At 36.9% G+C, this 24038-nt stretch carries 30 protein-coding genes; 29 read left to right on the top strand and 1 reads right to left on the bottom strand.

What is annotated here, in order from left to right; all coding sequences use genetic code 11:
- The first annotated feature begins 95 nt into the window (after nucleotides 1-95).
- The 27 genes from SPD53_RS02090 to SPD53_RS02225 all read left to right on the top strand — a co-directional run bounded on the left by SPD53_RS02090 (nucleotide 96) and on the right by SPD53_RS02225 (nucleotide 22096).
- Nucleotides 96-491 (top strand): hypothetical protein, encoded by a 396-nt coding sequence (locus SPD53_RS02090; RefSeq protein WP_188857378.1) that lies wholly within the window; start codon nucleotides 96-98, stop codon nucleotides 489-491.
- A 115-nt stretch (nucleotides 492-606) separates the two neighbouring features.
- On the top strand, nucleotides 607-1185 hold the full coding sequence (locus SPD53_RS02095) for a hypothetical protein (protein ID WP_336251514.1): 579 nt from the start codon (nucleotides 607-609) through the stop codon (nucleotides 1183-1185).
- Between the two features lie 462 nt (nucleotides 1186-1647).
- Nucleotides 1648-1974 (top strand): P27 family phage terminase small subunit, encoded by a 327-nt coding sequence (locus SPD53_RS02105; RefSeq protein WP_336251515.1) that lies wholly within the window; start codon nucleotides 1648-1650, stop codon nucleotides 1972-1974.
- Nucleotides 1975-2009: 35 nt separating this feature from the next.
- Entirely contained in the window at nucleotides 2010-3704 is a 1695-nt protein-coding gene (locus SPD53_RS02110; RefSeq protein WP_336251516.1) for a terminase TerL endonuclease subunit, read from the top strand.
- 180 nt (nucleotides 3705-3884) lie between these two features.
- Nucleotides 3885-5045 (top strand): phage portal protein, encoded by a 1161-nt coding sequence (locus tag SPD53_RS02115; protein WP_336251517.1) that lies wholly within the window; start codon nucleotides 3885-3887, stop codon nucleotides 5043-5045.
- Nucleotides 5032-5289 (top strand): hypothetical protein, encoded by a 258-nt coding sequence (locus SPD53_RS02120; RefSeq protein ID WP_336251518.1) that lies wholly within the window; start codon nucleotides 5032-5034, stop codon nucleotides 5287-5289. The genes SPD53_RS02115 and SPD53_RS02120 overlap by 14 nt, the downstream gene beginning before the upstream one ends.
- A 15-nt stretch (nucleotides 5290-5304) precedes the next feature.
- Entirely contained in the window at nucleotides 5305-5988 is a 684-nt protein-coding gene (locus SPD53_RS02125) for a head maturation protease, ClpP-related (protein WP_336251519.1), read from the top strand.
- A 24-nt stretch (nucleotides 5989-6012) separates the two neighbouring features.
- Nucleotides 6013-7179, top strand: coding sequence for a phage major capsid protein (locus tag SPD53_RS02130; protein WP_336251520.1), 1167 nt, complete (start codon nucleotides 6013-6015; stop codon nucleotides 7177-7179).
- Nucleotides 7180-7285: 106 nt separating this feature from the next.
- Nucleotides 7286-7720 carry an Ig-like domain-containing protein gene (locus tag SPD53_RS02135; RefSeq protein WP_336251521.1) on the top strand — a complete coding sequence of 145 codons (435 nt, stop codon included), beginning with the start codon at nucleotides 7286-7288 and terminating at the stop codon, nucleotides 7718-7720.
- Nucleotides 7721-7773: 53 nt separating this feature from the next.
- A complete protein-coding gene (locus SPD53_RS02140) occupies nucleotides 7774-8016 on the top strand; it encodes a phage gp6-like head-tail connector protein (RefSeq protein ID WP_336251576.1) in 243 nt (80 codons plus the stop codon).
- The gene (locus SPD53_RS02145) at nucleotides 8003-8368 is read left to right on the top strand and encodes a phage head-tail adapter protein (protein ID WP_336251522.1); all 366 of its coding nucleotides are present in this window, start codon (nucleotides 8003-8005) and stop codon (nucleotides 8366-8368) included. The genes SPD53_RS02140 and SPD53_RS02145 overlap by 14 nt, the downstream gene beginning before the upstream one ends.
- A complete protein-coding gene (locus SPD53_RS02150; RefSeq protein WP_336251523.1) occupies nucleotides 8365-8766 on the top strand; it encodes an HK97 gp10 family phage protein in 402 nt (133 codons plus the stop codon). Before SPD53_RS02145 ends, SPD53_RS02150 begins: the two co-directional genes overlap by 4 nt.
- Nucleotides 8766-9146 carry a hypothetical protein gene (locus SPD53_RS02155; RefSeq protein WP_336251524.1) on the top strand — a complete coding sequence of 127 codons (381 nt, stop codon included), beginning with the start codon at nucleotides 8766-8768 and terminating at the stop codon, nucleotides 9144-9146. Before SPD53_RS02150 ends, SPD53_RS02155 begins: the two co-directional genes overlap by 1 nt.
- Before the next feature lie 11 nt (nucleotides 9147-9157).
- A complete protein-coding gene (locus SPD53_RS02160; RefSeq protein WP_336251525.1) occupies nucleotides 9158-9778 on the top strand; it encodes a major tail protein in 621 nt (206 codons plus the stop codon).
- Nucleotides 9779-9903: 125 nt separating this feature from the next.
- Nucleotides 9904-10284, top strand: a complete 381-nt coding sequence (gpG, locus tag SPD53_RS02165) for a phage tail assembly chaperone G (protein WP_336251526.1) — start codon at nucleotides 9904-9906, stop codon at nucleotides 10282-10284.
- Nucleotides 10285-10307: 23 nt separating this feature from the next.
- On the top strand, nucleotides 10308-10451 hold the full coding sequence (gene gpGT, locus SPD53_RS02170; RefSeq protein WP_336251527.1) for a phage tail assembly chaperone GT: 144 nt from the start codon (nucleotides 10308-10310) through the stop codon (nucleotides 10449-10451).
- Nucleotides 10452-10462: 11 nt separating this feature from the next.
- Entirely contained in the window at nucleotides 10463-14119 is a 3657-nt protein-coding gene (locus tag SPD53_RS02175; protein WP_336251528.1) for a tape measure protein, read from the top strand.
- On the top strand, nucleotides 14120-14827 hold the full coding sequence (locus SPD53_RS02180) for a distal tail protein Dit (protein WP_336251529.1): 708 nt from the start codon (nucleotides 14120-14122) through the stop codon (nucleotides 14825-14827).
- Nucleotides 14828-15151, top strand: coding sequence for a hypothetical protein (locus SPD53_RS02185; RefSeq protein WP_336251530.1), 324 nt, complete (start codon nucleotides 14828-14830; stop codon nucleotides 15149-15151).
- A gap of 66 nt (nucleotides 15152-15217) precedes the next feature.
- Nucleotides 15218-15592, top strand: coding sequence for a hypothetical protein (locus SPD53_RS02190; protein ID WP_336251531.1), 375 nt, complete (start codon nucleotides 15218-15220; stop codon nucleotides 15590-15592).
- A 48-nt stretch (nucleotides 15593-15640) separates the two neighbouring features.
- Nucleotides 15641-19273, top strand: coding sequence for a phage tail spike protein (locus tag SPD53_RS02195; protein ID WP_336251532.1), 3633 nt, complete (start codon nucleotides 15641-15643; stop codon nucleotides 19271-19273).
- Between the two features lies 1 nt (nucleotide 19274).
- The gene (locus tag SPD53_RS02200) at nucleotides 19275-19682 is read left to right on the top strand and encodes a hypothetical protein (protein ID WP_336251533.1); all 408 of its coding nucleotides are present in this window, start codon (nucleotides 19275-19277) and stop codon (nucleotides 19680-19682) included.
- Nucleotides 19657-19914, top strand: a complete 258-nt coding sequence (locus tag SPD53_RS02205) for a hypothetical protein (RefSeq protein ID WP_336251534.1) — start codon at nucleotides 19657-19659, stop codon at nucleotides 19912-19914. Before SPD53_RS02200 ends, SPD53_RS02205 begins: the two co-directional genes overlap by 26 nt.
- A 63-nt stretch (nucleotides 19915-19977) precedes the next feature.
- Nucleotides 19978-20235 carry a hypothetical protein gene (locus tag SPD53_RS02210; protein ID WP_336251535.1) on the top strand — a complete coding sequence of 86 codons (258 nt, stop codon included), beginning with the start codon at nucleotides 19978-19980 and terminating at the stop codon, nucleotides 20233-20235.
- 73 nt (nucleotides 20236-20308) lie between these two features.
- Nucleotides 20309-20701 (top strand): phage holin family protein, encoded by a 393-nt coding sequence (locus SPD53_RS02215; RefSeq protein WP_336251536.1) that lies wholly within the window; start codon nucleotides 20309-20311, stop codon nucleotides 20699-20701.
- Nucleotides 20702-20824: 123 nt separating this feature from the next.
- On the top strand, nucleotides 20825-21667 hold the full coding sequence (locus SPD53_RS02220) for an N-acetylmuramoyl-L-alanine amidase (RefSeq protein ID WP_336251537.1): 843 nt from the start codon (nucleotides 20825-20827) through the stop codon (nucleotides 21665-21667).
- Between the two features lie 270 nt (nucleotides 21668-21937).
- On the top strand, nucleotides 21938-22096 hold the full coding sequence (locus SPD53_RS02225; RefSeq protein WP_336251538.1) for a hypothetical protein: 159 nt from the start codon (nucleotides 21938-21940) through the stop codon (nucleotides 22094-22096).
- A gap of 26 nt (nucleotides 22097-22122) precedes the next feature.
- Here SPD53_RS02225 and SPD53_RS02230 read toward each other — a convergent pair whose 3' ends face one another.
- Nucleotides 22123-22317, bottom strand: a complete 195-nt coding sequence (locus SPD53_RS02230) for a hypothetical protein (RefSeq protein WP_336251539.1) — start codon at nucleotides 22315-22317, stop codon at nucleotides 22123-22125.
- A gap of 208 nt (nucleotides 22318-22525) precedes the next feature.
- Between SPD53_RS02230 and SPD53_RS02235 the strand changes: the two genes are divergently transcribed.
- Both SPD53_RS02235 and SPD53_RS02240 read left to right on the top strand, forming a co-directional pair.
- Complete coding sequence (locus tag SPD53_RS02235) at nucleotides 22526-23212, top strand: DUF3800 domain-containing protein (RefSeq protein ID WP_442946193.1); 687 nt, start codon at nucleotides 22526-22528, stop codon at nucleotides 23210-23212.
- Complete coding sequence (locus tag SPD53_RS02240; RefSeq protein ID WP_336251541.1) at nucleotides 23193-23849, top strand: hypothetical protein; 657 nt, start codon at nucleotides 23193-23195, stop codon at nucleotides 23847-23849. Before SPD53_RS02235 ends, SPD53_RS02240 begins: the two co-directional genes overlap by 20 nt.
- Nucleotides 23850-24038 lie beyond the last annotated feature (189 nt).

Consider the following 24038-nt stretch of genomic DNA (forward strand, 5'->3'; position numbering starts at 1 on the left):
ACAGTTGTATAAACGTTGATAGAATAAAGCTTATTGAGGTTTTTAATCTCTGACACTCATCTCTGACAACAAACATAAAAGGTAGGTGAAGCAATTTGTACGAATGGCTGCTTGACTATCAAAAATTAACGAATGAAATTGATTATCTTGAATACCAGCTAGATAGAGAAAAAAGAGAATTGAAAAGGTGGACAAGTGGTGATTTAAGTAAGGTCAAATTAAATGAGCACTCCATTGCTTCAGGGTTAGAGGAAAGGATCGCGGCACTCGAATATGAACTTGCCCACAAGATGAATGATTTATTTAATGCTAAAAAGTTAATTAGCATGTTTGACGGTTTAGATAATAAAATACTTTATCATAAGTATGTTGAAGGAAAAAAACTAATTAATATTGCAGATGAATTAGATTTGAGTCCGAATTATATTTACAGTAAACACGCTGAAATAATGAAAATAATTAAGTTTGCCCATAACTTAACATTTTCTTAGGGTGTATAAAATGTATAGAATCTATTGAAAATCTGTTTTATAGTTGTAGCATAAACAATTGCATAAAGTTTCCAACTCAATCATAATAAAGTTAAAAAGTTACGGGGTGATTGAGTTGAGAAAGTACTTATTTATTATAATTGCAGTATTAGTTGTAGCGCTGATAATTTCAATTCTTTACGGTGTCGGAAAAGGTGCAGAGCTTGAAGAAGATAAAGTAACGTATGATGAACTGCAATCGCTAATTGCGGACAAAGAAATTGAACTGCGTGACATTACAAAGGAATTGGACGATAACAAAGAATATTATGATGAACTACAAGAGATAGCTGCTGAGCATGAAGAACTGTTAGAAACTGTTGTTGATTATAAGGCAGAAATAACTTCATTAGAAACAGACATAGAGGAAAAAGAAAAAGAGTTAGAAAAGATCAACGGTGAAATAGCTAAAGTTAAAGATGAACCAATTAAAATTAATCCTGGCGTGTATTATTTTGGAGAAGACTTAGATGTAGGAAGATATAAATTAACAAACCAGGAAGGGTATAGAGGTAACGCTTATTTTTATGGCGACGATAGTTTTGCTGAAACGTTTGGTGAGGGTGATTTATCCATAGAAGAATATACCTTCTACGGGGATGAGGGAGACAAACTGAAAGCAGACATCCCCATAGAGTTATACCCCGTTGAATAAAACTAAGACACTTACTTCATTGTAAGTGTCTTTTTATTATGGAGTTGATTACATGTGCTAACTAAAGCTGAACAAAGAAACTTCTACAACTCAAAGGCATGGAGAGATAAGAGGGAAGACATACTCAAGCGTGATAACTATGAGTGTGCATGGTGTAAAGAAGATGGAGGTGTAACCACTAAAGATCATGCTATCTTGGAAGTGGATCACATCAAAGAGTTAGAGGACTTTCCCTGAACTTGCATTAGAAGATAGTAATCTAAGAGTGCTGTGCAAGTTCCATCACAACAAAAGGCATAAACGATTTGAATTCGCACCAAAGAAAAAACCTAAGTGGGATGATGAACGCTGGTAGCAGGCCCCCGGTCAAAAAGTTTTGCAAAAAAAGTTCAAGGGGGAACCGGGCAGGGGGCTCAACTGTCTAAAAATAATCGAATTGAGAGCAGATAGGGGGTGGAGAGGGTGAAAGTATCTGATATAAATAAACTTCGCCAAGAACTGTTAAAACAGCACGAAAATGATGCAATGAAAAAAGCATATGTTGAAAGATATATTAGCTTTTTAAAAATTGATGCCAAATGTGATACAGACATAAGAAAAAATGGAACAATGATTTGGATTGAAAATGGTAGCCAACGATTTGCCAAAACGAATCCTTCCGTTACGACAAAATTGGATATTGCTAAGAAACTTGAACGACTTGAACATTTAATTGGTATTGGCCCGGCGCCTGACCCCCCTCCTGTAAAAGAGAAGGATACGAAAAAAGGAAAGAGTAGTTTAATTTGACGCTTAATGTATTAAATTATACTTCTCACAAATATGTGAATGAGTATATTCAGTCTTGGCGAAGCGGAAAAATAATTTTAAATATAGATCGTATTAAACTGATTGAATGGTTGGAACGAGATGTTCTGACTATGGATGGTATTTATTTTGATGATGAACAAATCGAGAACTATATAACCTTTACAGAGAAATATTATTTTCCGCTCACACCTTCACAGAAATTTAAGGTGTGTTTTATTTTTTTGTTTTATGATGACGATACTTTAGTATTTAATGAACACTTTCATTATGAAGCACGTGGAGCAGGTAAGACAGGATTTATATCAACATTAGCGAATTATTTCATTAGCGATCTACATGGTGTTAATTTTTATAATGTGTCTGTTGTGGCCAATAGTGAGAAACAAGCGAAAATGTCATTTACCGAAGTTTATAACACGATCGATATGGATGATAATTTAAAAGAGCATTTTGACCATAAAAAAGCGCAGATTGAAGGAAGGGAAACAAGGTCCATTTTTCAATTTCACACATCTAACGCTGGAACAAAAGATGGTTTACGTGATGGGTGCGTTATTTTTGAAGAGGTACATCGATACGAGGATTCAGAGGTTGTTGATGTTTTTACAAGTGGGCTTGGTAAAGTAATCTATGATCGAGTGTTTTATATTGGTACAGATGGATTTATAAGAGATGGTTATATTGATAGATTAAAGGAACGTTCAAAGAATCTACTGGAAGGACATGTTGATGTTCGTGAAGATGGATTGTTCCCTTTTATGTGTGCTCTTGATGATGAAGATGAAATGCACGATTTTGATATGTGGCAGAAAGCTAACCCACAATTTCACGAACCTATGTCGGTTTATGCTGAAAATCTTTTTAGGCGAGTAAAAAAGGAATACTTGAAATTAGAACATGAACCTAGTGGATTTGAAGAATTCATTACGAAACGGATGAACCTTCCAAAAGTAGATTTAGAAAAAAGCGTTACATCTTGGGAAAAGATTAAAGCTACGAATCAACCCTATGATCTAGAAGAATTAAAGCGCAGGGAATGTATTGGTTGTTTGGATTATGCATCCGTTCGTGACTTTGTAGCAATGGGATTGTTGTTCATGAAAGAAGATAAATATTATGTACCAAAAGAATTAACACATTCATATGTTTGTAAACCATTTGCTGATAAACATTATGCTTACAGCAGACCAAAAGCGGAAGGGAATAACAAAAAAGACCATCGGAAATTCGCTCCAATTCGTGAGTGGGAAGACGATGGTCTTTTGAGTGTGATTGATAAAGAAACGATGGACCCTTACATGGTGGTCGATTGGTTTGTTCAGCGAAGGGATGAAGGCTGGAACATTAAAAAAGTAATCGGTGATAACTACCGTATGGAAATATTAAAACCATTGTTTGAAACAGAAGGGTTTGAGGTTGAGGTCATCCGTAATCCGGATGCTGCAAGTGGTTTGTTAGCTCCAAAAATAGAAGTTTCGTTTTCAGAGGAACGAGTAATCTTTGGGGACAATCCTTTAATGCGCTGGTATACAAATAACGTATTCGTGAAACGGCTCCCTAATGGAAATAAGGTCTACCGGAAAAAAGAAGCGGTCAAACGTAAGACGGATGGCTTCATGATGTTTCTTTATGGCATGTGGGCAAGCCGTGATTTAGAAGATGAAAGTGTGGATGATGTTTTAGATTTTCTTGATAGCTTTGAGTTTTAGGGGTGGTGTATTGTACCTTATTTTATATTTTGTATTAATTTTGTTTGCCATATGTATTTTGACAATCTTGCATATCCCATTTCTTTATGTGGTTAGTGCTTTGTTAGAAAAAGTATATTTTTTATTTGTCGATAAGAAGTGATCCAAACCTAATCCACCATGAAAGGATGTGATTAAAATTTGAGTGTACTTGATATGTTTAAACGGAACAGGGAATCAGGAGAAGAATTATCCGAAGCGCTTGACGATTGGGAATTCTTTGGCTTAGATGTTGAGCAACGTTTATATCTAAAAAACTCAGCTATAGAAACTTGTGTAAATTTAATGGGTAGAACAATTTCAACGGCTGATTTTCGATTCATTAAACATAAAAGGCGAATCGATCATGATTTTGATTATATGCTCAACGTTAGACCGAATAGCAATCAGAGCGCTGCCGAATTTTGGAAAGACTTCATTTATACATTACTAGTAGAAAATGAAGTGCTTGTCATTTTAAGCGACACGAACGAACTACTAATTGCTGATAGTTTTGACAAAATACCATACGCACTCTATGAGGATATTTTTAAGAGTGTGACTGTAAAAGGCTATACATTTAAGCGTGATTTTAAAATGAGTGAAGTCATTTATATGACGTACAACAATAAAAAATTTACTCGTTTTTTAGATGGCATGTTCAAGGATTATACGGAAATGTTTTCCCGTATGGTCGAAACGAAAATGTATGAAAATCAAATTCGAGCATTGGCAGAAATTGAAACAACGCAAAAGTTGGATGATGAAAGCCGAAAGACATTAAATGATTTCATATCTCGGATGTATGCGGCATTTAAGAAAAGTGCATTTGCCATTGTTCCAAAAGTGAAAGGTTTTAACTATGACGAAATAACAAAGGGGCAAGGGACTAAAGCTCAACCAGTAAAGGAATTGGAAGAATTAAGGAAAGACACCACCAAGCAGATTGCTAATATTCTTGGGATTCCTTCTGCTCTTGTGCTTGGGGAACTAAGCGAATATGAAACAGCAATGAAAGCTTACATTCGTTTAACCGCCAAGCCTTTAGTGGAACAAATTAAAGATGAACTAACAGCTAAGCTGATTGATGAAAAAGATTACAAGGATGGTCTTCAACTGAGAGTTTATGGTGTAAACGAAAAGAGTCCGCTCGAGATGGCGCAAGATGCGGACAAGCTACGGGGATCAGCTGTTGCAAACGGTCATGAAATTCGTGAATTAATAGGCTTTGAACATTCGGACGATCCCATACATGATAGATTCTTTATTACAAAAAACTACACGACAAGTGATGAAGCTGTTGAGGGTGGTGAAGAAAATTAATAAAGAAAAATTAGTACGGGAATTCGATAGGGCTATAAATGACAAAACATTTTTGTTTTTAATATTGGAAATTGAAGCTGAAGGAATCAGAGAATTTATAGTTATTCCTAGAGAGTCTTTTGTAGAAAAACTTTCTTTTTACAAAAGAAGCTACACCTATGAATTAGTACATGTTATGAATAAAGATGTGTTCATTCGTAGTTTTGCTGCAGTAAAAGATGTGACAAGATTAATGTTCATTTGAAGGAGGTGAGAAAGATTGAAGCATAAAATCAAAGGCGACATCATTTCTTGGAACAGTTCCATTTGGGATTTTAACCAAAAAATGAGATCCGTCAAAGAGGATGAAGATATTACTCTTGAAATTAATTCTTATGGTGGAGATGTATTTTTAGGAATCGATATGATGAATACTTTACGTTCTCACCAAGGAAAAGTTACTGTAATAATTACAGGTATTGCAGCAAGTGCCGCATCTGTAATTGCTATGGGAGCAGACATATTAAAAATGTATTCTAATACCCAGCTTATGATTCATAATGCTTGGACTGTTGCGCGTGGTAATGCTAAAGATTTACGCAAGGTCGCAGATGATTTAGAGAGCATTGGCGAATCTGTATTAGCGTCTTACACTCATAAAGTTGATGCCGACACAGTTAAAAAACTGCTTGAAGAAGAAACTTATATGTCGGCTAAGAAAGCAAAAGAATATGGTTTTATTGATGAAATTGTGGATGATGTAGCAGCTGAAGAGGTCGAAAGTGAGATTTTCTCCAACAAAGCTAAAGAATTTAATAACACCATAAAAGCTGAAGATAAACAGCTTGAAAAGAAAATTATTAGTCTTGAAGATGAAATTACAAAATTGAAACAAAAATTAAATGAAAAGGAAAAGGAACCCAAACAGCCAGCAGCTGCACAAAGACGAGGGTTCTTTTTTTAATTCCAAATTTAGGAGGAATAATTTATGGTTATGAAATTAAAAGGTAAAATGGAAAATTTTAAAGCTAAGAAAGAAGCTTATACAAAATTGTTGAAAGATGAAAATGCTACACCAGAACAATTACAAAATGCAGTAGATGAAATGTTTACAGCATTACAAGAGGATTTAACAGAGAAAATTACAGCGGATGCACGTAACTCTTCCATGGATACACAGGTGTTAGTTTCTCGGGGAAGCCACGTTTTAACATCAGAAGAAACAGCTTTTTATAATAAAATTGTGGAAGATGGTGGCTTTAATGATGAGTCTGTTCTCCCGGAATCTGTACAAGACCGTATTTTTGAGGGTCTAGTAAAAGATCGTCCATTGTTACAAGCTATTGGTTTACAAGACCTAGGAGCTGTCACGAAATTCATTTATTCTGACCCAACACTTGCTTACGCATGGAAAGAAATCATGGGAGATATTAGCGGACAAGTTAACACTGCATTCCGTGACGAAAAAATTACCCAGCTTAAATTAACAGCATTTGGAGCAATCCCGAATGACATGTTAGAACTTGGTCCAGTGTGGGTTGACCGCTATATGGTTACTCTTTTAATCGAATCTTTAGCAGCTGGACTTGAATACGGACTAGTTAACGGTCGTGGACCTGCACAAGATGAGCCTATTGGTTTACTCAAAGATGTTAATCCAGATACAGGAGCAGTTACAGATAAAGAATCAAGTGGAACATTAACATTTGCTCCATCTGAACGTGGTGAGGTTGTTGTCGGTGAATTGTATGGAGTGCTTTCTAATTTATCTAAAGATGCTGATGACAAATACCGTAAAGTGTTAAATAAAGTCGTTATGGTTGTGAATCCAATTGATTTGTTAGCAGTGAATGCTCGTCACACCATTCAAAACGATTCAGGGACATTTGTAACTAACCTACCATATAACTTAACGGTAGTTGATTCAGAAGAAATTCCAGTTGGAAAAGCATTGTTTTTTGTACAAGGTGAATACATTGCGGCTATTGCCGGTGGGTACAAGTTGAAGAAATTTGACCAAACACTAGCCATTGAAGATGCAACGCTTTACACGATTAAACGTTTCGCAAACGGGCGTCCGAAAGATAATAAAGCAGCAGTCGTATATGATTTGGACATTCAATTTCCAGTACCAGGAGAAGAAGAAACTCCCTAAGCAGCCCGTAAATTTAAAGGCTAGTGCAACAGATACCGCTGCCAAATTACAGTGGGACTAGCCTTTAATCAGGGCTATTTTTAATAGATGAGAAAGGAGAATGTACATGCCTTATAATGTATATCAAGACGGCGAATTGATAGCGGAAGGTATTGAAAGTAAAGAGTACACTGTCGAAGGATTAACTCCTAACACAGAGTACTCTTTTTCCGTATCCGAAGTTATTGGCGAAAAGGAATCTGAACGATCAGAACCAGTTATTGTTAAAACAAAATATAGCGATGTGGAATCAGTTACAGTCTCACCTAAAACAAACAATTTAGAAGTTGGTGCCACTCGTAAACTAAACGCAACAGTTGAACCGTCAACAGCTAAACAAGATGTCACATGGTCATCTAGCGATGATGGAGTAGCGACTGTTGAAAACGGTACTGTCACGGCAATAGGTGAAGGAACAGCGACAATAACAGCTACTGCTGAAAATAAATCTGATACAGCTACCGTTAATGTAACCGAACCTGAACCGGATCCGGAAGAATAAGAGAGGTGATCTACTTGGTCACTGATGACTTATTAAAACAATTTAAAGACAAGATGCATATTTTTCACGATGGAGAGGATGACAATTTAAAAGAGTTGTTGTCCTTTTCTATTGCTTTTGTCGAATCCAAAATAGGGAAGTTTGACATCAAGAAACACACAAAAGCAAGGGAACTAGTCTTTGAACGTGCTCGTTATGCTTACAATGATGCTCTTGAATATTTTGAGGATAATTTTTTAAGTGAAATTATCTCTTTGAGTCTTGAAATGGCTGGTGATGAAGATGTGGAAGAATGAATATAAACCGCCACGTTATCGAAGCGGCGATTTTAATACACCAGTTGTCTTTTATGAATATGGAGAAAAAAGTGGACCATTGCCAGGGCAAAAAGAAAAGAAAATTTTATTCGAATGCCTGGCCAAGATAGATGGAGTATGGCTCAAAGACTTAGAACGCGCTAAGCAAAATGGAACCCTATCAGAAGTAACAATTATCATCCGTAATCCCATCGGCTCATACACACCAACGAATAAGCATTTTGTCAAAATCGAGGATAGTATTTATCCGGACCCTTACAATATTAAGCATGTTCAGCCAGACGTTAAAGATCCTAATTTTATTAATATAGTTGGGAAATTGGCAACATGATTGATATTAAAATGACGGGTGTTAATGAACTGTTAGAAGAACTAGATCGTCGTTTTGGTAAAGAGAATATGGACCGTATTAGTGATGCGGCGCTACTTAAAGGCGCAGAGGTTTTTGTTAAAGAATTAAAGGCATCAATCGGCACCAGTGGGAAATACGCAAAAGGTTGGACAGTTGAAGATATAACAATATCTGGACCTCAATACATTGGTGGCGTGAAAGTTGTAAAAGTACATTTTAATGGTCCTCATGGCCGTTATCGAATTATACATTTGAATGAATGGGGAACTGTTAAGATTCCGAATCCACCACGTAAGGGTGCAATTGCACGAGCGATGCGTAATGCTGAAAATGCATATCGCGAAGCTATTAAACAAGCTGTATTGGAGGGGATATAATGATATGGACTATTTATAATGCGCTACTTGCTGATGCAGTTATCAGTGATCTGGCAGGCGATAGAATTGATTTTTATGAATATCCAGAGCCTGCTGATATTAAAGAAACGCATATCATCATTGACCCTTTAGTTGTCCCTAAGCCTGGAGATTATGCTGATGATACTTGGTTAACAGATGATTACATGTTTCAAATTGACGTGTGGTCAAAAGATATGGACGAACGTAATCTAATTGCTAATAAAATACAGTACTTTATGTGGAAACTTAATTTTAGGCAAATTGACGGTATGGATGAATACGACAACGAGTATGACATTTTTCGTGATGCTCGTCGTTATCGTGGCAAGGCATACCGAAAAGATTTTAATAATTTATAGGAGTGATATAAATGCCAGAAACAGAAAAGAATTATTTATCCTTTACTGGGTTAACGGATTTTTATTATGGAACAACGAAAAATGATGACACAGGAATTAATGAGGATCAGGCAGAGCGTATTAAGTTTTTGCAAAACATTAATATTAGTACACCACAAGATATTGTTAAGGCTTATGGAGACAACGAGACGGCTGAAATGGCGATCTCTACTGATGCGACGCAATTAACTACTCAATTCCACAAAATTCCTCTAGAAGATAGAACTATTATTTATGGATGGAAGAAGAGTGGTAAATTAGTGGGTTTGTCTGGGTCACCTAATCCACCGTATGTAAGCTGTATGTTCACTCGCACAATGGAAGATGGTTCAACGGAACATATTGGTTTTACAAAAGGAAAATTCAAAATGGCTGACGTTGAAGGAAATACGAAGGGTGAATCTGTTGAATTCGGTACAGATAATACAGAGGGAGAATTCATGCCGCGTGAAGTTGATGGTTTTGATGAGAATATGACTTTTATCATTGTTGCTGATGAACCGGGAGAAACTGAAAACAGGGATAAGCTGTACAAAGTCATTTTTGGTGTAGAACATCCTGATGCAAAGAAACCAGAAGAAAATCCCTCTTAAGCCCGTAAATGTTACTGCCACGTCAACCGATAAAACAGTAACTTTAAAGTGGGAGTAATACAGGGGTGAATCAATAAAGAGCAGGCCTAAAAGGTCTGTTCTATTTTTTATGTGGAGGAATGAAGATGTCTAATTTAAAACGTGAAAAAATTGAACTCATTAAAAATCCGGAAGCAGTAAATAACGGTGATGAACCGGAAATTGAAAAGGTGTGGACTGTGCCATTTTTATCGTTTAAAACGTCTCGTGAAGCAGTGTCCTTATTGAATGAAGTTATCGGAAATACCAAAATGTCTGATGATGATAAAAATGACAAAATCATTGAATTTCTTTCAGAAAAAGCTTTCGGCGGAAAAATCACAAAAGATGATATTTACAATCGTTTTCCTGGACCTGGTTACACAGATCAAGGAAATGCTCAAGAGGTGCTTGAAGGAATATTATTCTTTGTTGCAAGTGGGGAGCAGAGTGATGATACAAAAAACTTCCTAGCGGGGAAGAAATAACCCCGCAAGCTTTAATGAAGAGCATGGATAAATTTGCACGTGATTTGATGAAAGAAGGCAAGGACATTAACGAAATACTTGATATGCCTGTCCATTATGTCATGGAAATTCTAAAAGAAAAAGTCGAAGTCAAACAAGCAAATTCATTCTTTGACTTACTAGGTTAGGAGGTGCAGACTTGGAAAAAATAAAAGGTTTGGCTATTGAACTAGATTTAGACCATTTGTCCGTTGATAGAGGACTTAAAGGTTTAAAAGATAATTTAAAAACAGTCAACTCTGAAATGAAACGTAACATGTCTGCTTTTGATTTTGGTGAAAAAAGCGTCAAAAAATATGAAACGAGCCTATCCGGATTAAACAAAAAACTTGAAGTACAAAAACGTGCAGTTGCTGAAGCCAAGAAAGAATATGAAGAAATGGTCAAAGAGCACGGACATGGTTCTAAGGAAGCTGAAAAGGCCGCCCGTGAATATAACAACCAAGCAGCTGCACTGAATAACCTAGAGCGTTATATCGAAAGAACAAAAAAAGAGCTTGCTGACTTTGAAAAAAAGCAACGTATTGCTAATTCCAATTGGACTAAGATGGGCGATAAACTGGAAAGTTATGGCGGTAAGCTGAAAACCTTTGGCTCCCAAATGGATGACGTCGGTAGCAAAATGACTAACAAAATAACCAAGCCCGCTTTAGTTGCTACTACCGCAGCAGCTGGATTGGTTGGTGCTCTTGGCTGGAAACGCCTTACAGGTCTTGATGCGGCACAAGCGCAACTTAAAGGATTAGGTTACAGTACCAAAGAGGTTGGACGCATATCTGACCAAGTAACGACAGCTATTGATGGTGGAATGACCACAATGGCAGAAGGTACAGCAGTCGCAGCAGGTGCACTTGCTGCAGGAGTAAAAGAAGGTAAAGAACTTGAACGATATATCAAGCTTGTTGGTGATGCTGCAGTAGGTGCAAATCGTCCTGTTGAAGAAATGGCAATGATTTTCAACCGTGTTCAAGGTAACGGAAAACTGATGACACAGGAATTAAATTCCATTGAACAAGGTATGCCAGGATTTAGTAAAGCTATGTCCAAACATTTAGGCGTGTCATCAGAAAAGTTCCGTGAAATGGTTACGGATGGCAAGGTATCATCTAAAGACTTTTTAAAGGTTATGGAAGATTTTGCCGGTGGTATGGCTAGTGCTTATGCCGAATCATGGGATGGTATGGTTGCCAATACAAAAGCGTACATCGGCATTATTGGAGAAAATTTCTTGCGTGGTATTTTCCAAGATTCCAAGAAGTCACTCGCTGATTTTATCGAAATGCTTAAGTCACCAGAAATACAACAGCGCGCAGCTGAAATGGGAGAAACAGCAAGAGTAGCATTTAATAAAATGAAAGATTCAATTATGGATGTCGTCGAGTGGTACCAAAACTTAGATGATGGACAAAAACAAATGATTCATCGTTTGGGATTAATGGTTGTCGCTGGCGGTCCAGCTTTACAACTTGCTGGTAAGTTAACAAGTGGCCTTGGATCTGTTTTAAAAGTTACGGGTAAATTATCAAAAGCAATAGGAGTTGCTCGCGGAGCCGGTTTAGTGGCAGGACTAACAAGTTTAGGGCCAATGGCTGTTGGCGGTATTGCGGTAGCAGGACTAGCCGCTGTCGGTGGCGCAGCTTATTCCATGTACAAAGAAAAGAAAAAAGCGAATGAAGTTAGTCTGGATTTAGCTGAATCATTAACAGATGAAGCTATAGAACTTGAGAAAGCAGCCGAATCATTCGATAAGTTATCAGGAAAGGCAAAGATAAGTAATGCGGAATTAGCTGAATTAAACGATTTAAATATTCGTATTTCCCAATCAAGCAATCCTGGTGAAATTGAAGCACTACAAAATCAATATGATGAATTAGCAAAGAAATCGGGCTTATCCAAAGATGAATTAAAGAAACTGTTTGAAGCGAACGAAACTATTATCGATCAAACTCCCAATCTGAAAACGTCCATTAGTGAACAAGGAAATGCGTTTGCTGAAAATACTGATCGAGTCAATGAGTATGTGCAGGCAATGCTAGAATCTTCAAGGGTAGAGCTAGGGAATCAAAGGAAAATAGCTCTAAAAGAGGAGGAAAGATTACTTGATGAAATAGCAAAAAAGAATCTAGAAATAGAAGATATCGAAAGAGGAATGTTATTACTTGATAATGCTTCACTTTTGAGTAAAGAACAGATTGAAAGCAGATTACAGGAAATAAGCGAACTTTATCAAGATCAAAATGTTAGTGCTGAATTAAAAGAAGCATTAGTCCAAGAAGAGATAGCGTTAAGAGACATCTTGACAGATAAGGAACATGAAGCAAGATTAATGTTACAAGATCAGTTAACAAGTAAAAGAGAATCGGTTGAAGCCTCTGAAGAAGAACTTGCAAAAATACGAGAAATGGACTGGGAGTATGCAAATATCCTCTTGAAACAAGCAGGCATTAATGAAGAAGGCGAAAAAGGTTTAGCTAACCTTGATAAAGCAATAAATAAAAATAAAGAAGAATTAGAAGACCTAGAAAGTAAGTTAGAAAAAAACGGTAGTTTGAGTGAGAAAGAACAAGAACGTTATGATAAGCTTTCTGCCACTGTTGAAAGACAGAACGAGGCTAAAGATATTATCAATACCGAATTGGATTTATATAAGGACCTTAATTCTTTAGTAGAAGGAAGAATCTCAAAACTATCTGAAGAAGAGCAACAAAAGATTAATAGTCTTGCCAAATCAACTGAAATCAAAGTTGAAGAAGGTAACATTGTAAAACAGCTTCAAAACAAAAATTCAGAGTATGATAAAGGTATCGAGAAGCTTGAAAAGCAAAAGAAAGAAGAGGGTGCTAATAAAAAAGAAATAGATAAGCAGATTAGTGCACTCCAGGATAAAAAAGCAAAGAATGATGACGTGATTAAAAAGATTCTCCAAGAACTCGGCGTTTGGGATCAAGTGAAAGATTCAATCGAAACTGGCACTGAAAAAGAAAAACAAAAAGGTAATGCTACCGATCAAACTAAGAGTAAGCTTGATAAGCAAGGTAATTCCATTGATAAAAATAATCAAAAAACTGATGCAGGAATTAAGAAGGAACAGGAACGATCGAAAGAGGCTGGAAAAGATGTCAGTAAAACGGTATCTGTCACAGATGGCAATACAGTAAATAAATTGAATGAGCGAGCTATTGCACCAAGAAGTAAACTTGTCCAATTACGTGCAAGCAATGTGGCCGAAGTAAATAGGCAAGCATCAAGTCCGGTGACGAAAGTAATTAATTTTGTGGGCAAGGGATTAAGTAAGCTGAAATTTTGGGAAAAAGGGACACCTCCAAGCGGTCACCCTGGTGGTCCTGCTGTTATTGGTGAGAAAGGTTCAGAGCTTGTTAGATTACCTAGCGGACGATCATTTTTATCACCTAGCAGTCACACGCTATTGGACTTGCCGAGAGGGGCGCATGTTGTACCACATCAAGAAACAAAAAGAATCATTAAGAATGCTCCACGTTATGCAACAGGTACTGATGGATGGGCAAGCTCTTTAGGTAACAGTGAATTGGCCAGGTTACTTTCTTTATATAATAAAACAAGCGAATCAAACATTGTTGTCCGTGGGGAAAGTGATAGTAATGATAATGGTGAAGTGCTAAAGCTTCTGATGGAGCAAAACGAATATCTAAAAAAATCCAACGATCTACTAGCTAGATTGTTAGGTAAGGACTTAGATTTATATAAACTTAATCGAAAAGTAGATGAGGGGTTGAATATTATCGGTAATAGAAAAAACGCAGCTTGGGGTGGTTAAGTGTTAAAAGCTTCTAAGATTAAAATAAATGATGTGTATACAGATGATTACGGAATCCATCCGAAAGAGAGAATCGTTGTGCCCACTCCAGAGCGTGACATCGAGCATGTAGAAATACGGGGAAGGCACGGCACACTAACAAAAACGTACGGATATAAGGATATTCCTTTACCCGTACGTTTTTATATGAAAGATAAGGATAGTTTCAAACCGATCTTTCGTAAAGCAAAAATGCATTTGCTAAACGCTAAAATGATAACTTTTGATGATGATGATGAAGTTTTTTATAAAATTAAAAGTGCGCAAATTAATGAGGCGGAGAATGAGATTGTTACATTTGGTGAGTTTATTGTTGATTTCACACTCGATCCGTTCCAATACGAAATTGCCGATTCTTCCAGAACCATCACAACAAGAACTACCCTAAACAATCCCGGCTATGAATCCCAGCCAGTCATCACAGCGCATGCAACTGGCACAGGTAAAATCTATATCAATGACCAAGTAATCACCATACAGGACGTTAACGGCACGATTATTATAGATTCAGAACTGATGAATGCATACAGAAACAACAACGGCATTATCACCAATCTTAACAACCATATGATTGGTGATTTTCCTGTTTTAGGGCATGGAAGTAATGTGATTAGTTTTGATGGAGACATAAGCAAGTTAGAAATTAATCCGAGATGGAGGTGGGTGTAGGTGTTGATTAGCGAAAATGGAAATACTTCAATCGATTTAAAAAACGGAACATTAGAAGCGAAAAATGTCACTATAAAAAATTCGGGAGGGACTAAAATGGAGGATAAAATTAAAGAGTTGGAATTGAAAATAAAGGATTTAGAAGGGAAAATTAGCACTCTCACACAAGCGTCTGGCAACCTTCAAAGTCAAATCAATACAAAAGTCGACAAAAACGAGGTAATCAGCGCCATTAATATAAGCGAAGAAGGTATTCAAATTAAGGGAAATAAGATTCATGTAGACAGAACTACTTTAATAGAGCATGGTACATTTAATAATTAATAAAAGGAATTTCTCCTTTTATGTTGAACTATGTATTTAAGATAGTTTACGTAGGAGGGGAATGTAGTGGACAAAGAAGAATTAGGAAGGAAAATTTCAGAAAGAGTAAGAAACAAAGATAGTGAACTAGCACAGAAAACTATAAGTGAAATAATAACTTATGTATCAAATTTTTATAGTAATGATATTGCGCTAGAAGGACATTATGAAGAAGTACAGATAAGTAGTTCAGCATATAAGTGTAATCTTAAAGTATTTGATACTACTTTAGAGTACAAACTAGATGACAAGAAGATATCTGTTACTAAAGAAGAAAATGGTCAGGTAACAAATATTGATGAAATTAACATTGATAATGGCAAAACGTATTGTAAACATGGGAAATTTTCTATTGAAGAAATAGAGAAACATCTAATTGAAAGTTTTAAAAGTCTTATTTAAGAGCCTATCTAGGGCTCTTTTTTATGTCACAAAGAAAGGAGGTAACCAATGTACCCAAAGCTTTATAATGCTAACGAAACAAACTTTATCCATAATGGCTTGGGATTACTAACCGGAACCATTTCAGCCATTGCTACCGAAGAACTAAACGGCATGTTTGAATTAAATATGGAGTATGACAGTGAAGGCTTCCTGGCTGATGTTATCCAAGAAGAAATGATTATCAAAGCCAAAGCAAATGATAAGCAAGAAGAGCAGCTGTTTAGAATTTACTCCATCACCAAAAATCACGAAAACGACAATCTTATTATTGCTGGCCAACATGTCACGTATGACTTGGGAAATAATTTTGTTGAGGAATTACATGCAAATAATCTAACCAAGAAGCAGGTCATGGAACTAATCGGATCAAGCACAGCCTATCCTCATCCGTTTGATGTGACCAGCACAAATACAACTACGCAATCAAGCACAAACTTATACCGTACTAATCCATTACGAATGATTGGCGGTATGGAAGGCTCTGTCTTGCAGATCTGGGGTGGTCAAATTGAACGCGACAATTTTAGGTTAGTTATGCATGACAGGCGCGGCTCTGATGATGGTGTCCTAGTGATTTATAAAAAGAATCTTACTGGACTAAATGCCGAGTTTGATATAAGCAGCTTAAAGACAAGAATTTTTCCGTTTGTCTATAAAGAAGCCACGGAAGATGAACCAGAACAATTAATCACTGTTCCTGGCAAGTATATTGATAGCCCGCACATTGATGACTATGAAATGCCTTATATCCTTCCTGTGGACTTTTCGAGCGAAGAAGGCATTGAAACCAGTCAAGATTTATTAAAGGTGGCCAGTAGCTGGTTCGAAGAGACGGGCAGAGATAAACCTAAAGTTGAAATGGAAGTCCAATTTGAACATCTTTGGGAAACAGAAGAATACAAAGATGTTGCTGTCCTTGAGCTTGTTGGTATGGGTGACACCATAACGGTCAGGCATGGCAAGTTAAAAGTAGAAGGTACGGCTATTGTCAATCGTATTGAGTATGATGTGCTTGCAGAGAAAAATATTGCTGTCGATGTCGGTAATGTAAAAGCTTCTTTTACGGATAAAGTTAATGACGTTGGAAGAATCATTGACAAGGTTGATGAAATAGATAAAAACGCCAATCAAGCTATTCGTGCTGTCAATGGAAAAAACACCATCTATTATGGACCAGATGAACCGACAACAGGTAATGTTGATGACATATGGTTTAGGGTAGTCGACGGCGAATACACACGCACCTATCGTTATGACGGTATTCAATGGCAACTAATTGTTAGTGCGGATGTGAAAGACATTGAAGAAACTGCTAACTCTGCACATGATCGGGCAGATGAAGCCGTTGAAAAAGCTAATTTAGCCACAAGCAATGCAAACGAAGCATTAGCTGAAGCCCAAACAGCATTTGATAAGGCGCAGGAGTCTTTATCTACGGCCGAGGGGTTAACCAGCAGGATGCAGAGTGTTGAGGGTAACATCACTACAATCAATCAAACTACCGAGAGTTACGGCAGGAGGATTGAAAATGCGGAAGGTGATATTAGTACGTTATCCAACACGGCCCAAGGCTTGCAAAATCGTATCACTAACGCAGAAGGTGACATATCTTCCGTCACACAGCTAGCCAATACCTTGCAAACTAGAATGAAAGATGCCGAGGGTAATATTAATATACTCACTCAGACAGCTTCTAGTTTGGATAGCGCGATTAAGAGTGTTAAGTATGATTTAGAAAACCTCGACGGGCGGAATTTGCTCAAGCAAACGGAAAATTTAAATGGAAAGTTTGGCTCTGGTTATCAAGGTGCTAAAGTCACTTATACAAAGGTAGATATGAGTGAAGAATGGGGATTTCCTGAAGCATATAGATTAGATACTTCAGGAGGAACTAATACTATAAAGGCACTATACATTTCAGCAAATTATACTACCGAGCCATTGGTATTAGAAGAAAACTACACTTATTCGATCTATATTAAAAACGTAGGGAATAATACTGTCAGGGTTTATCTAAACGGATTATCGCCAACTGGTGGAGGACAAGGGGAGGATATTGCTCCTGGTGTTAGCAAACGCGTTATCCTTCATGGGAAAAGACGCAAAGATTATGATTGGTTTCAACCCAGATTTCAGGCGTTAAATGTATCAGATTCTTTAAGCTTTATAATCGCAAGGGAACAGTTGCAAAGGGGACCAGTTACAGGATGGCAGCCATCTCCTGAAGATGCCATAAATTATACCCAATCTCAAATTAGCCAACTAGCCGAAAACATCAATTTAAGGGTAATGAAAGGCGACGTTATCAACCAGATTAACATCGACACAAGCGGTGTTTTAATCAGCGGTAAGAAACTTATCCTTGACGGCGACACAACAGTCACAGGTACTTTCCGAGTTGGTAATGCTAATATTACTTCTATAGATGCGGGAAAACTCACTACCGGAGTATTAGATGCTGGACAAGTAACGCTTATTAATCTTAGAGGATTAGATATTTACGGTTCAAGATTCAGATCTTCTACCGGTACCGACTTCATGGAAATAACAGGCGGAAATATTCGTTTGCAAAATGCCAACAATAGATATTTGCAAATGAGTCCTACTGGTTTTTACGGATACAACGCAGGTGGTAGTGTGCGATTTCAGGCGGATGCAAAATTAGTCACGAGCGCCGCATTAGGCACTTCTAATTTAAACGTCTACTTAGCAGCGGATGATACCGGAGAAGTGGGAGAGGTACGTACTGTTAAATGGAGCACGCTAGGTGGGGGCGGTAGTAGTACGGACTATGACTACATCGATATACGTACTAGGGCGATACGCTCGCCAATTGGTAGGCACTTCTATATCGGTACGGATGGCGGAGAATTACGAGTAATGTCACAAGGCTTACTTAGTAGCGGAGTATACAGGGATGTACGGGCTTCCGTTTATTACGGGGCAGGATTCCGAACGACCTCCACTAGTTTGTGGATGGGGACAGATAGCGCGATGCATGTCGTCAATAAAGGCTATTTAGAAAACTCCTCCGGCAGTCCGACTTACCGGGACATTTACGCGAGACGTATATACAACACAGCTATGATTACGTCCACGGATAACGCATATATCGGTGCTGATAGCGAATTGAGAGTAGTTAACAAAGGGCTAGGCAGCATTTACCGTGATGTACGAGCCGCGAAAATCCTCGGGAATGTATTTGCATTTAACAGCTCCCTTGGTGGTAAGCATATCTATATTCGACCGGGAGGTTCGGATGGGGAGGTGCGAATAACAGCACCGGGATCCACGTCAAGCTATCGATCTTTGCGGACATCCAAGGTTTACGAAACATCTAGCGAAAAATTTAAGCGTGATATTCGTAAATTTGAAGGGAGTGCACTCGACTTAATTAATCAGTCTGTCATCTATGACTATGAGAAAGAGGGTGTAAATGGCAGAGAAATCGGCTTGGTCATCGAGCGAGAAACACCTAGCTGTATTGTGGATGGCGATGCGGTTGACGGGTATTCTATGCGGTCGTTGTCGTGGAAAGCCATCCAAGAATTAGATGACAATCTTAATCTAACAAAGGAAGAACTAGTATTAAAAATTGCAAAACTCGAAGCGAGAATAAATAAATTGGAGGCAGCATGATATGAAAATTGAAATTAGAAATATTGATTTAAGTAAGGTAATTAGTTTCCTGGAACGGGAGAATTTTAAAGGATTGAAGAGTGTAATGCGCTCTAAGCTCACGAACTATCTTGGTAAAGAATTGGATACCGTGATTGAAGGTGAGAAAACAATCCGTGAAGATTTTAAAGATGATCCGAAAAAGCTCGAGAAAGAATTAAAGGCTTACTTTGAAGATTCAGTGGTTGTCGAAGGCGGGAACATGCTAAAGCCATTAAATGTAGTCAAATCAAAAATTGAAGAGTTAGTAAGCGAAGAGTGTGAGCAGGAGTTCTCTGGGAACGATGCTTACGCTCTTTCTGTTTTATATGATGCATTTAATTTAGAAAAAGGAGAGGATAATGATGAGGGTGACAATAACGGGAATTAATTTTAAGTATGCTAATGGTTACAGCGAAGGATATACGGGTGTAGAGTTACAGTATATAGCGAATGGATTTAAGATTAGTGGTAACGATCCGATTGAAATTACCAAAGAGCAATATGAGCAAAATAAGGATAAACCAGATGGTTTGCGGACTTTTGTTGTCGATAAAAAGATTGAAGAAGCCAAGGGTTATGTTGAGGATTTAAACGAATATAAGCAAAGTTTGACGGAATAAGCGAATAAAAAGAAGGACTTTTCCCCCTCTTGTCGAATAGGTAGATAGGAGGGGATGGAAAAAATGTCTTTTAAAAGATTTAATAAGGTTATTGTGAACGAAGTTGAACATGTCGGTGAAGGTCAATTTTCGAGGATCTCAAAAGGCATAATCATTGACGCGGGAGAAAACTCTATAACGCATATTTTTACTAAAATGATAAGGAACACTACCGTAATAAAACACATCCAATTTAAAGGTGAAAATACAGACTCTTCATTTGCGGGTGATTTTATGGTAACAAATATCAGCGGTAATTCAATAACCTTAGAAAAAATTTAAGCACTCCAAATGGGGGTGCTTAAATTTTTGATAAATACAATAAAAATAATTTTACAAAGAAAGGTGAGTATAGATGCAAATGATAGAATGGTTGCAGCGTTTCTTGGAATCAGATAACACAAAATTAATTTATATTTTAGCTTTAATTATGGGGGCGAATATTATCGACTTTACTGTCGGTTGGATTAACGCTAAGTTTAATCCAAGAGTAGATTTTTCAAGTTCTAAAGCAATTTTTGGGATAGCCCGAAAGTTGCTTTTATTTATTTTACTTGTTTATTCAATCCCGGTTGCCTTATTGATGCCAGAGCCACTGGGAATCAGTGCGCTGTATGTACTTTATTTAGGGTATTTATTGAGTGAAATTAATTCGGTATTAAATCATTTTAAACTGGCCGAGGATGACAAGAGCATGGATCCTTTTATTGAGTTCTTTAAAAATGTTTTTGACAAAAAGGAGAAGTAAACACCTAATAAGTTGTTTTTGATTTTAATGACACACTTTATAAAATAACTGATTAATCAAGTGGCTAGTCCAAATGGGCAAGCCACTTTTTTAATAATAAAAAATTCTAGGAGGAGATTTGTAATGAGTAAAATTTATTTAGACCCAGGACACGGTGGTACTGACCCAGGAGCACAAGCCAATGGACTTAAGGAGAAAGATGTAACGTTAAAAATCGCTCTAAAAGTCCGCGATATTTTGAATCGGGATTATGAAGGGCATAGCATCCGAATGAGTCGGACAACCGATACTACCAAGAGCCTTGTCCAGCGTACAAATGATGCAAATAGTTGGGGAGCTGACTTTTTTGTATCTATCCACATCAATGCTGGCGGCGGAACTGGATATGAAGATTATATTTACAACGGTAGTGTATCCAGCAACACTGTAGCGTACCGTGACAAGTTACATGCAGAAGTGATGAAACAGGTCGATTTTGCAGATCGCGGGAAGAAACGTGCGAATTTCCATGTGTTACGAGAGTCAAGTATGCCAGCTGTGTTAACCGAAAATGGCTTTATTGATACAGTAGCCGACGCAAATAAACTCAAATCAGATGCATACCTGAATCGTATTGCATTGGGACATGCAAATGGAATTGCTCAAGCCTTAGGATTGAAAAGAAAGTCCGGCGGTGGAGGTAATACGTACACGGTTAAAAAAGGGGATACTCTTTGGAGTATTGCTCAAGCCCACAACATGACTGTACAGCAACTTAAAGATTTAAATGGGTTGACATCTGATGATATTTATCCTGGACAAGTGTTAATTGTCAGTGGTGGCGGTGCTGTTTACCATACTGTAAAAAGTGGAGAAACCTTATGGGGAATCGCTCAACAGTATAATACTACTGTAAATGCTATCAAGAGCCTTAATGGCTTGACTAGTGATGTTATTCAGCCGGGGCAGCGTTTGAGAGTTAAATAAGGTGTAATTAAGGTGTTATAATTATGTAGGAAACACACTAAAGCCCAGGGCGTGGAAAACCCTGGGCTTATTTAATTTCTTCTTTTCAACATTATGGACTATTAATTGCAATGTTCTGCGAAATACAGCAACAGCAAAATTGTGTTTCCTACTATGTAACTTTGTCCAGCCTTCTCTTTTCAAAACGCATATGTTAAATGTGAGAGGAGGGATAAGTTATGTGTTATTCCGACCATAGAAGGAAGCATGATGAATGTTTTGAAAAGAGGCATGAACATTGTTCTAGAGAGAAGCATGATCATTGTCATTCCTGTAAGAGAAGACATGAGGAGTGTCGCTGTTACAAACACAATCACAACAGAAGGCATAAAAGAGAATTCTGTCATTGTTGTAACCGACCCTACTAAAGTTAAAAAGCCTCTCAACTAATTTCCGGTTGAGAGGCTGTTTTTCTTTCAAGCCATTTTATACACAGTAACTTCTCCTGATAGGGCTGCACATAATTTGTCGCACTCCTCTTTACTGGGCGTATCCTTAAACCCACTAAAAGCACCGCTTGCTTTTTCATCATCAAATACATAATTTTCATAATCAGCCCATTTACTCCACTGATAACCGTTTACTAAATGTCCTGGTATTTTAGATCTCATAATAAAATCCCCTCCTAACCATACAATCGAAACAAATTTAAGAAAGGGGGGATTCGATAGCAATTTAGATATGTAAGTCTAATTCACTTAGTAACTAGTTCATTGTAGGTACATTGTAATATATGATAGAATAATAGGAAATAAACTCGAAACATCAAATTAGGCAGGTGTAATAATGATATATATATATTGTGATGAGAGTTGTCACTTGGAGAATGATTTATCTGACGTTATGGTGCTCGGTGGTTTATCCGTCCCGGAGTTTATGAAAAGAGAAGTATTTGTTGATATTAGAAATATAAAAGAGAGACATAATCTTAGTTCATGGTTTGAAATTAAGTGGACTAAGGTTTCTAAGGCGAAATGGGATTTTTATTCCGAACTCATAGATTATTTCTTTGAAAATGAATATTTGAGTTTTAGAGGAATTGTCTCTACTAACAAGAAAACATTAGACCATGAACAATTTGGAAACACGTATGATGATTGGTACTACAGAATGTATTATTACTTATTAAATCCAATGATTCGCCCGGAGGAGAAGTATAAAATATTTATAGATATTAAGGATACAAACGGTGGCAAAAAAGTATCTGAATTACATAAGGTTTTGAGTAATAGCCATTATGATTTTAGCCAAAGAGTTGTTAGAGATATAAAGCAAATCCATTCTAATGAATCAGAGGTTATGCAACTATGTGACCTTTTAATCGGTGTACTATCTTATTATCATAGAGGATTATTTAGAGGTAAATTTGCGAGTCCTGCTAAAAAAATGCTTGTTGAAAAGATTATTGATCAATATAATATCAAACTTGACCACACAACTTCCCGTAATACTAATAAATTTAATTTATTTGTGTGGAGGCCTCAAAATGTCGGGAATATACGGTAAGTTAAGTTCTCCGCTTGTGTTGACGGGAGACACTTTTATTGAAATGCTGGAGAATTTAGAAGAATATTTTGCAACTATATTTATGGATAAAGATGCTAGGGCTCTATACAATGAGAAATTTATATTCTTTAATATGAACAGGTTTCATCTTGGAAATGGAAATAGACTTAAATACCCTGAAAGATTTCTTCACATATGTTCGATTGAAGATAAGCATAATTATACAATATTTCCATGTAATAATGATAAGACATACTCTTTGTGCAAGACGTACTGCAACTTAACAAATTCACATACTGAATTCAAAAAGATAAATAGAACAGAATGTTTATATAGAATGACTAGAATTCATTGGATACCAGAGATTATTAATTTGGCAAATACCAAAGATGAAGGAATAACTGTTTGGACAAAACCTACAACTGATAGGCACAAGAATAAGATTTATAAACATTTCATTAGGTATGAATCCGGCATTGTCGATTATGTAATAATACTTAAAGAGGATAGAAAGAGAGGATATACGCAGAAATATAATTTTATCAGTGCATACCCTGTTTTTACAAAGAGAAACAAAGAACAGTTCAAAGAAGATTATGTAAGATATGCAAAAGAAACAATTGAAGTTGCTAATTAAACATAAAAAAAGCTGGTTATCGCATTGCGAAGTCCAGCGGTCTCCTTCTACATCTTGGTAGATGAGCTACTTATAAATTATCACCATAAACTTAATTTGTCAAACATAATCTTAAAAAAATAAAAAAATTACCTTGTTAGAGAATAAACGTTCCTGCATAATCAAATTATGTTATTAGAAAGGGAGGTA

Origin of the sequence: Oceanobacillus sp. MO10714A, from assembly GCF_037072045.1 — a bacterium.
Taxonomy (GTDB): domain Bacteria; phylum Bacillota; class Bacilli; order Bacillales; family Amphibacillaceae; genus Oceanobacillus; species Oceanobacillus indicireducens.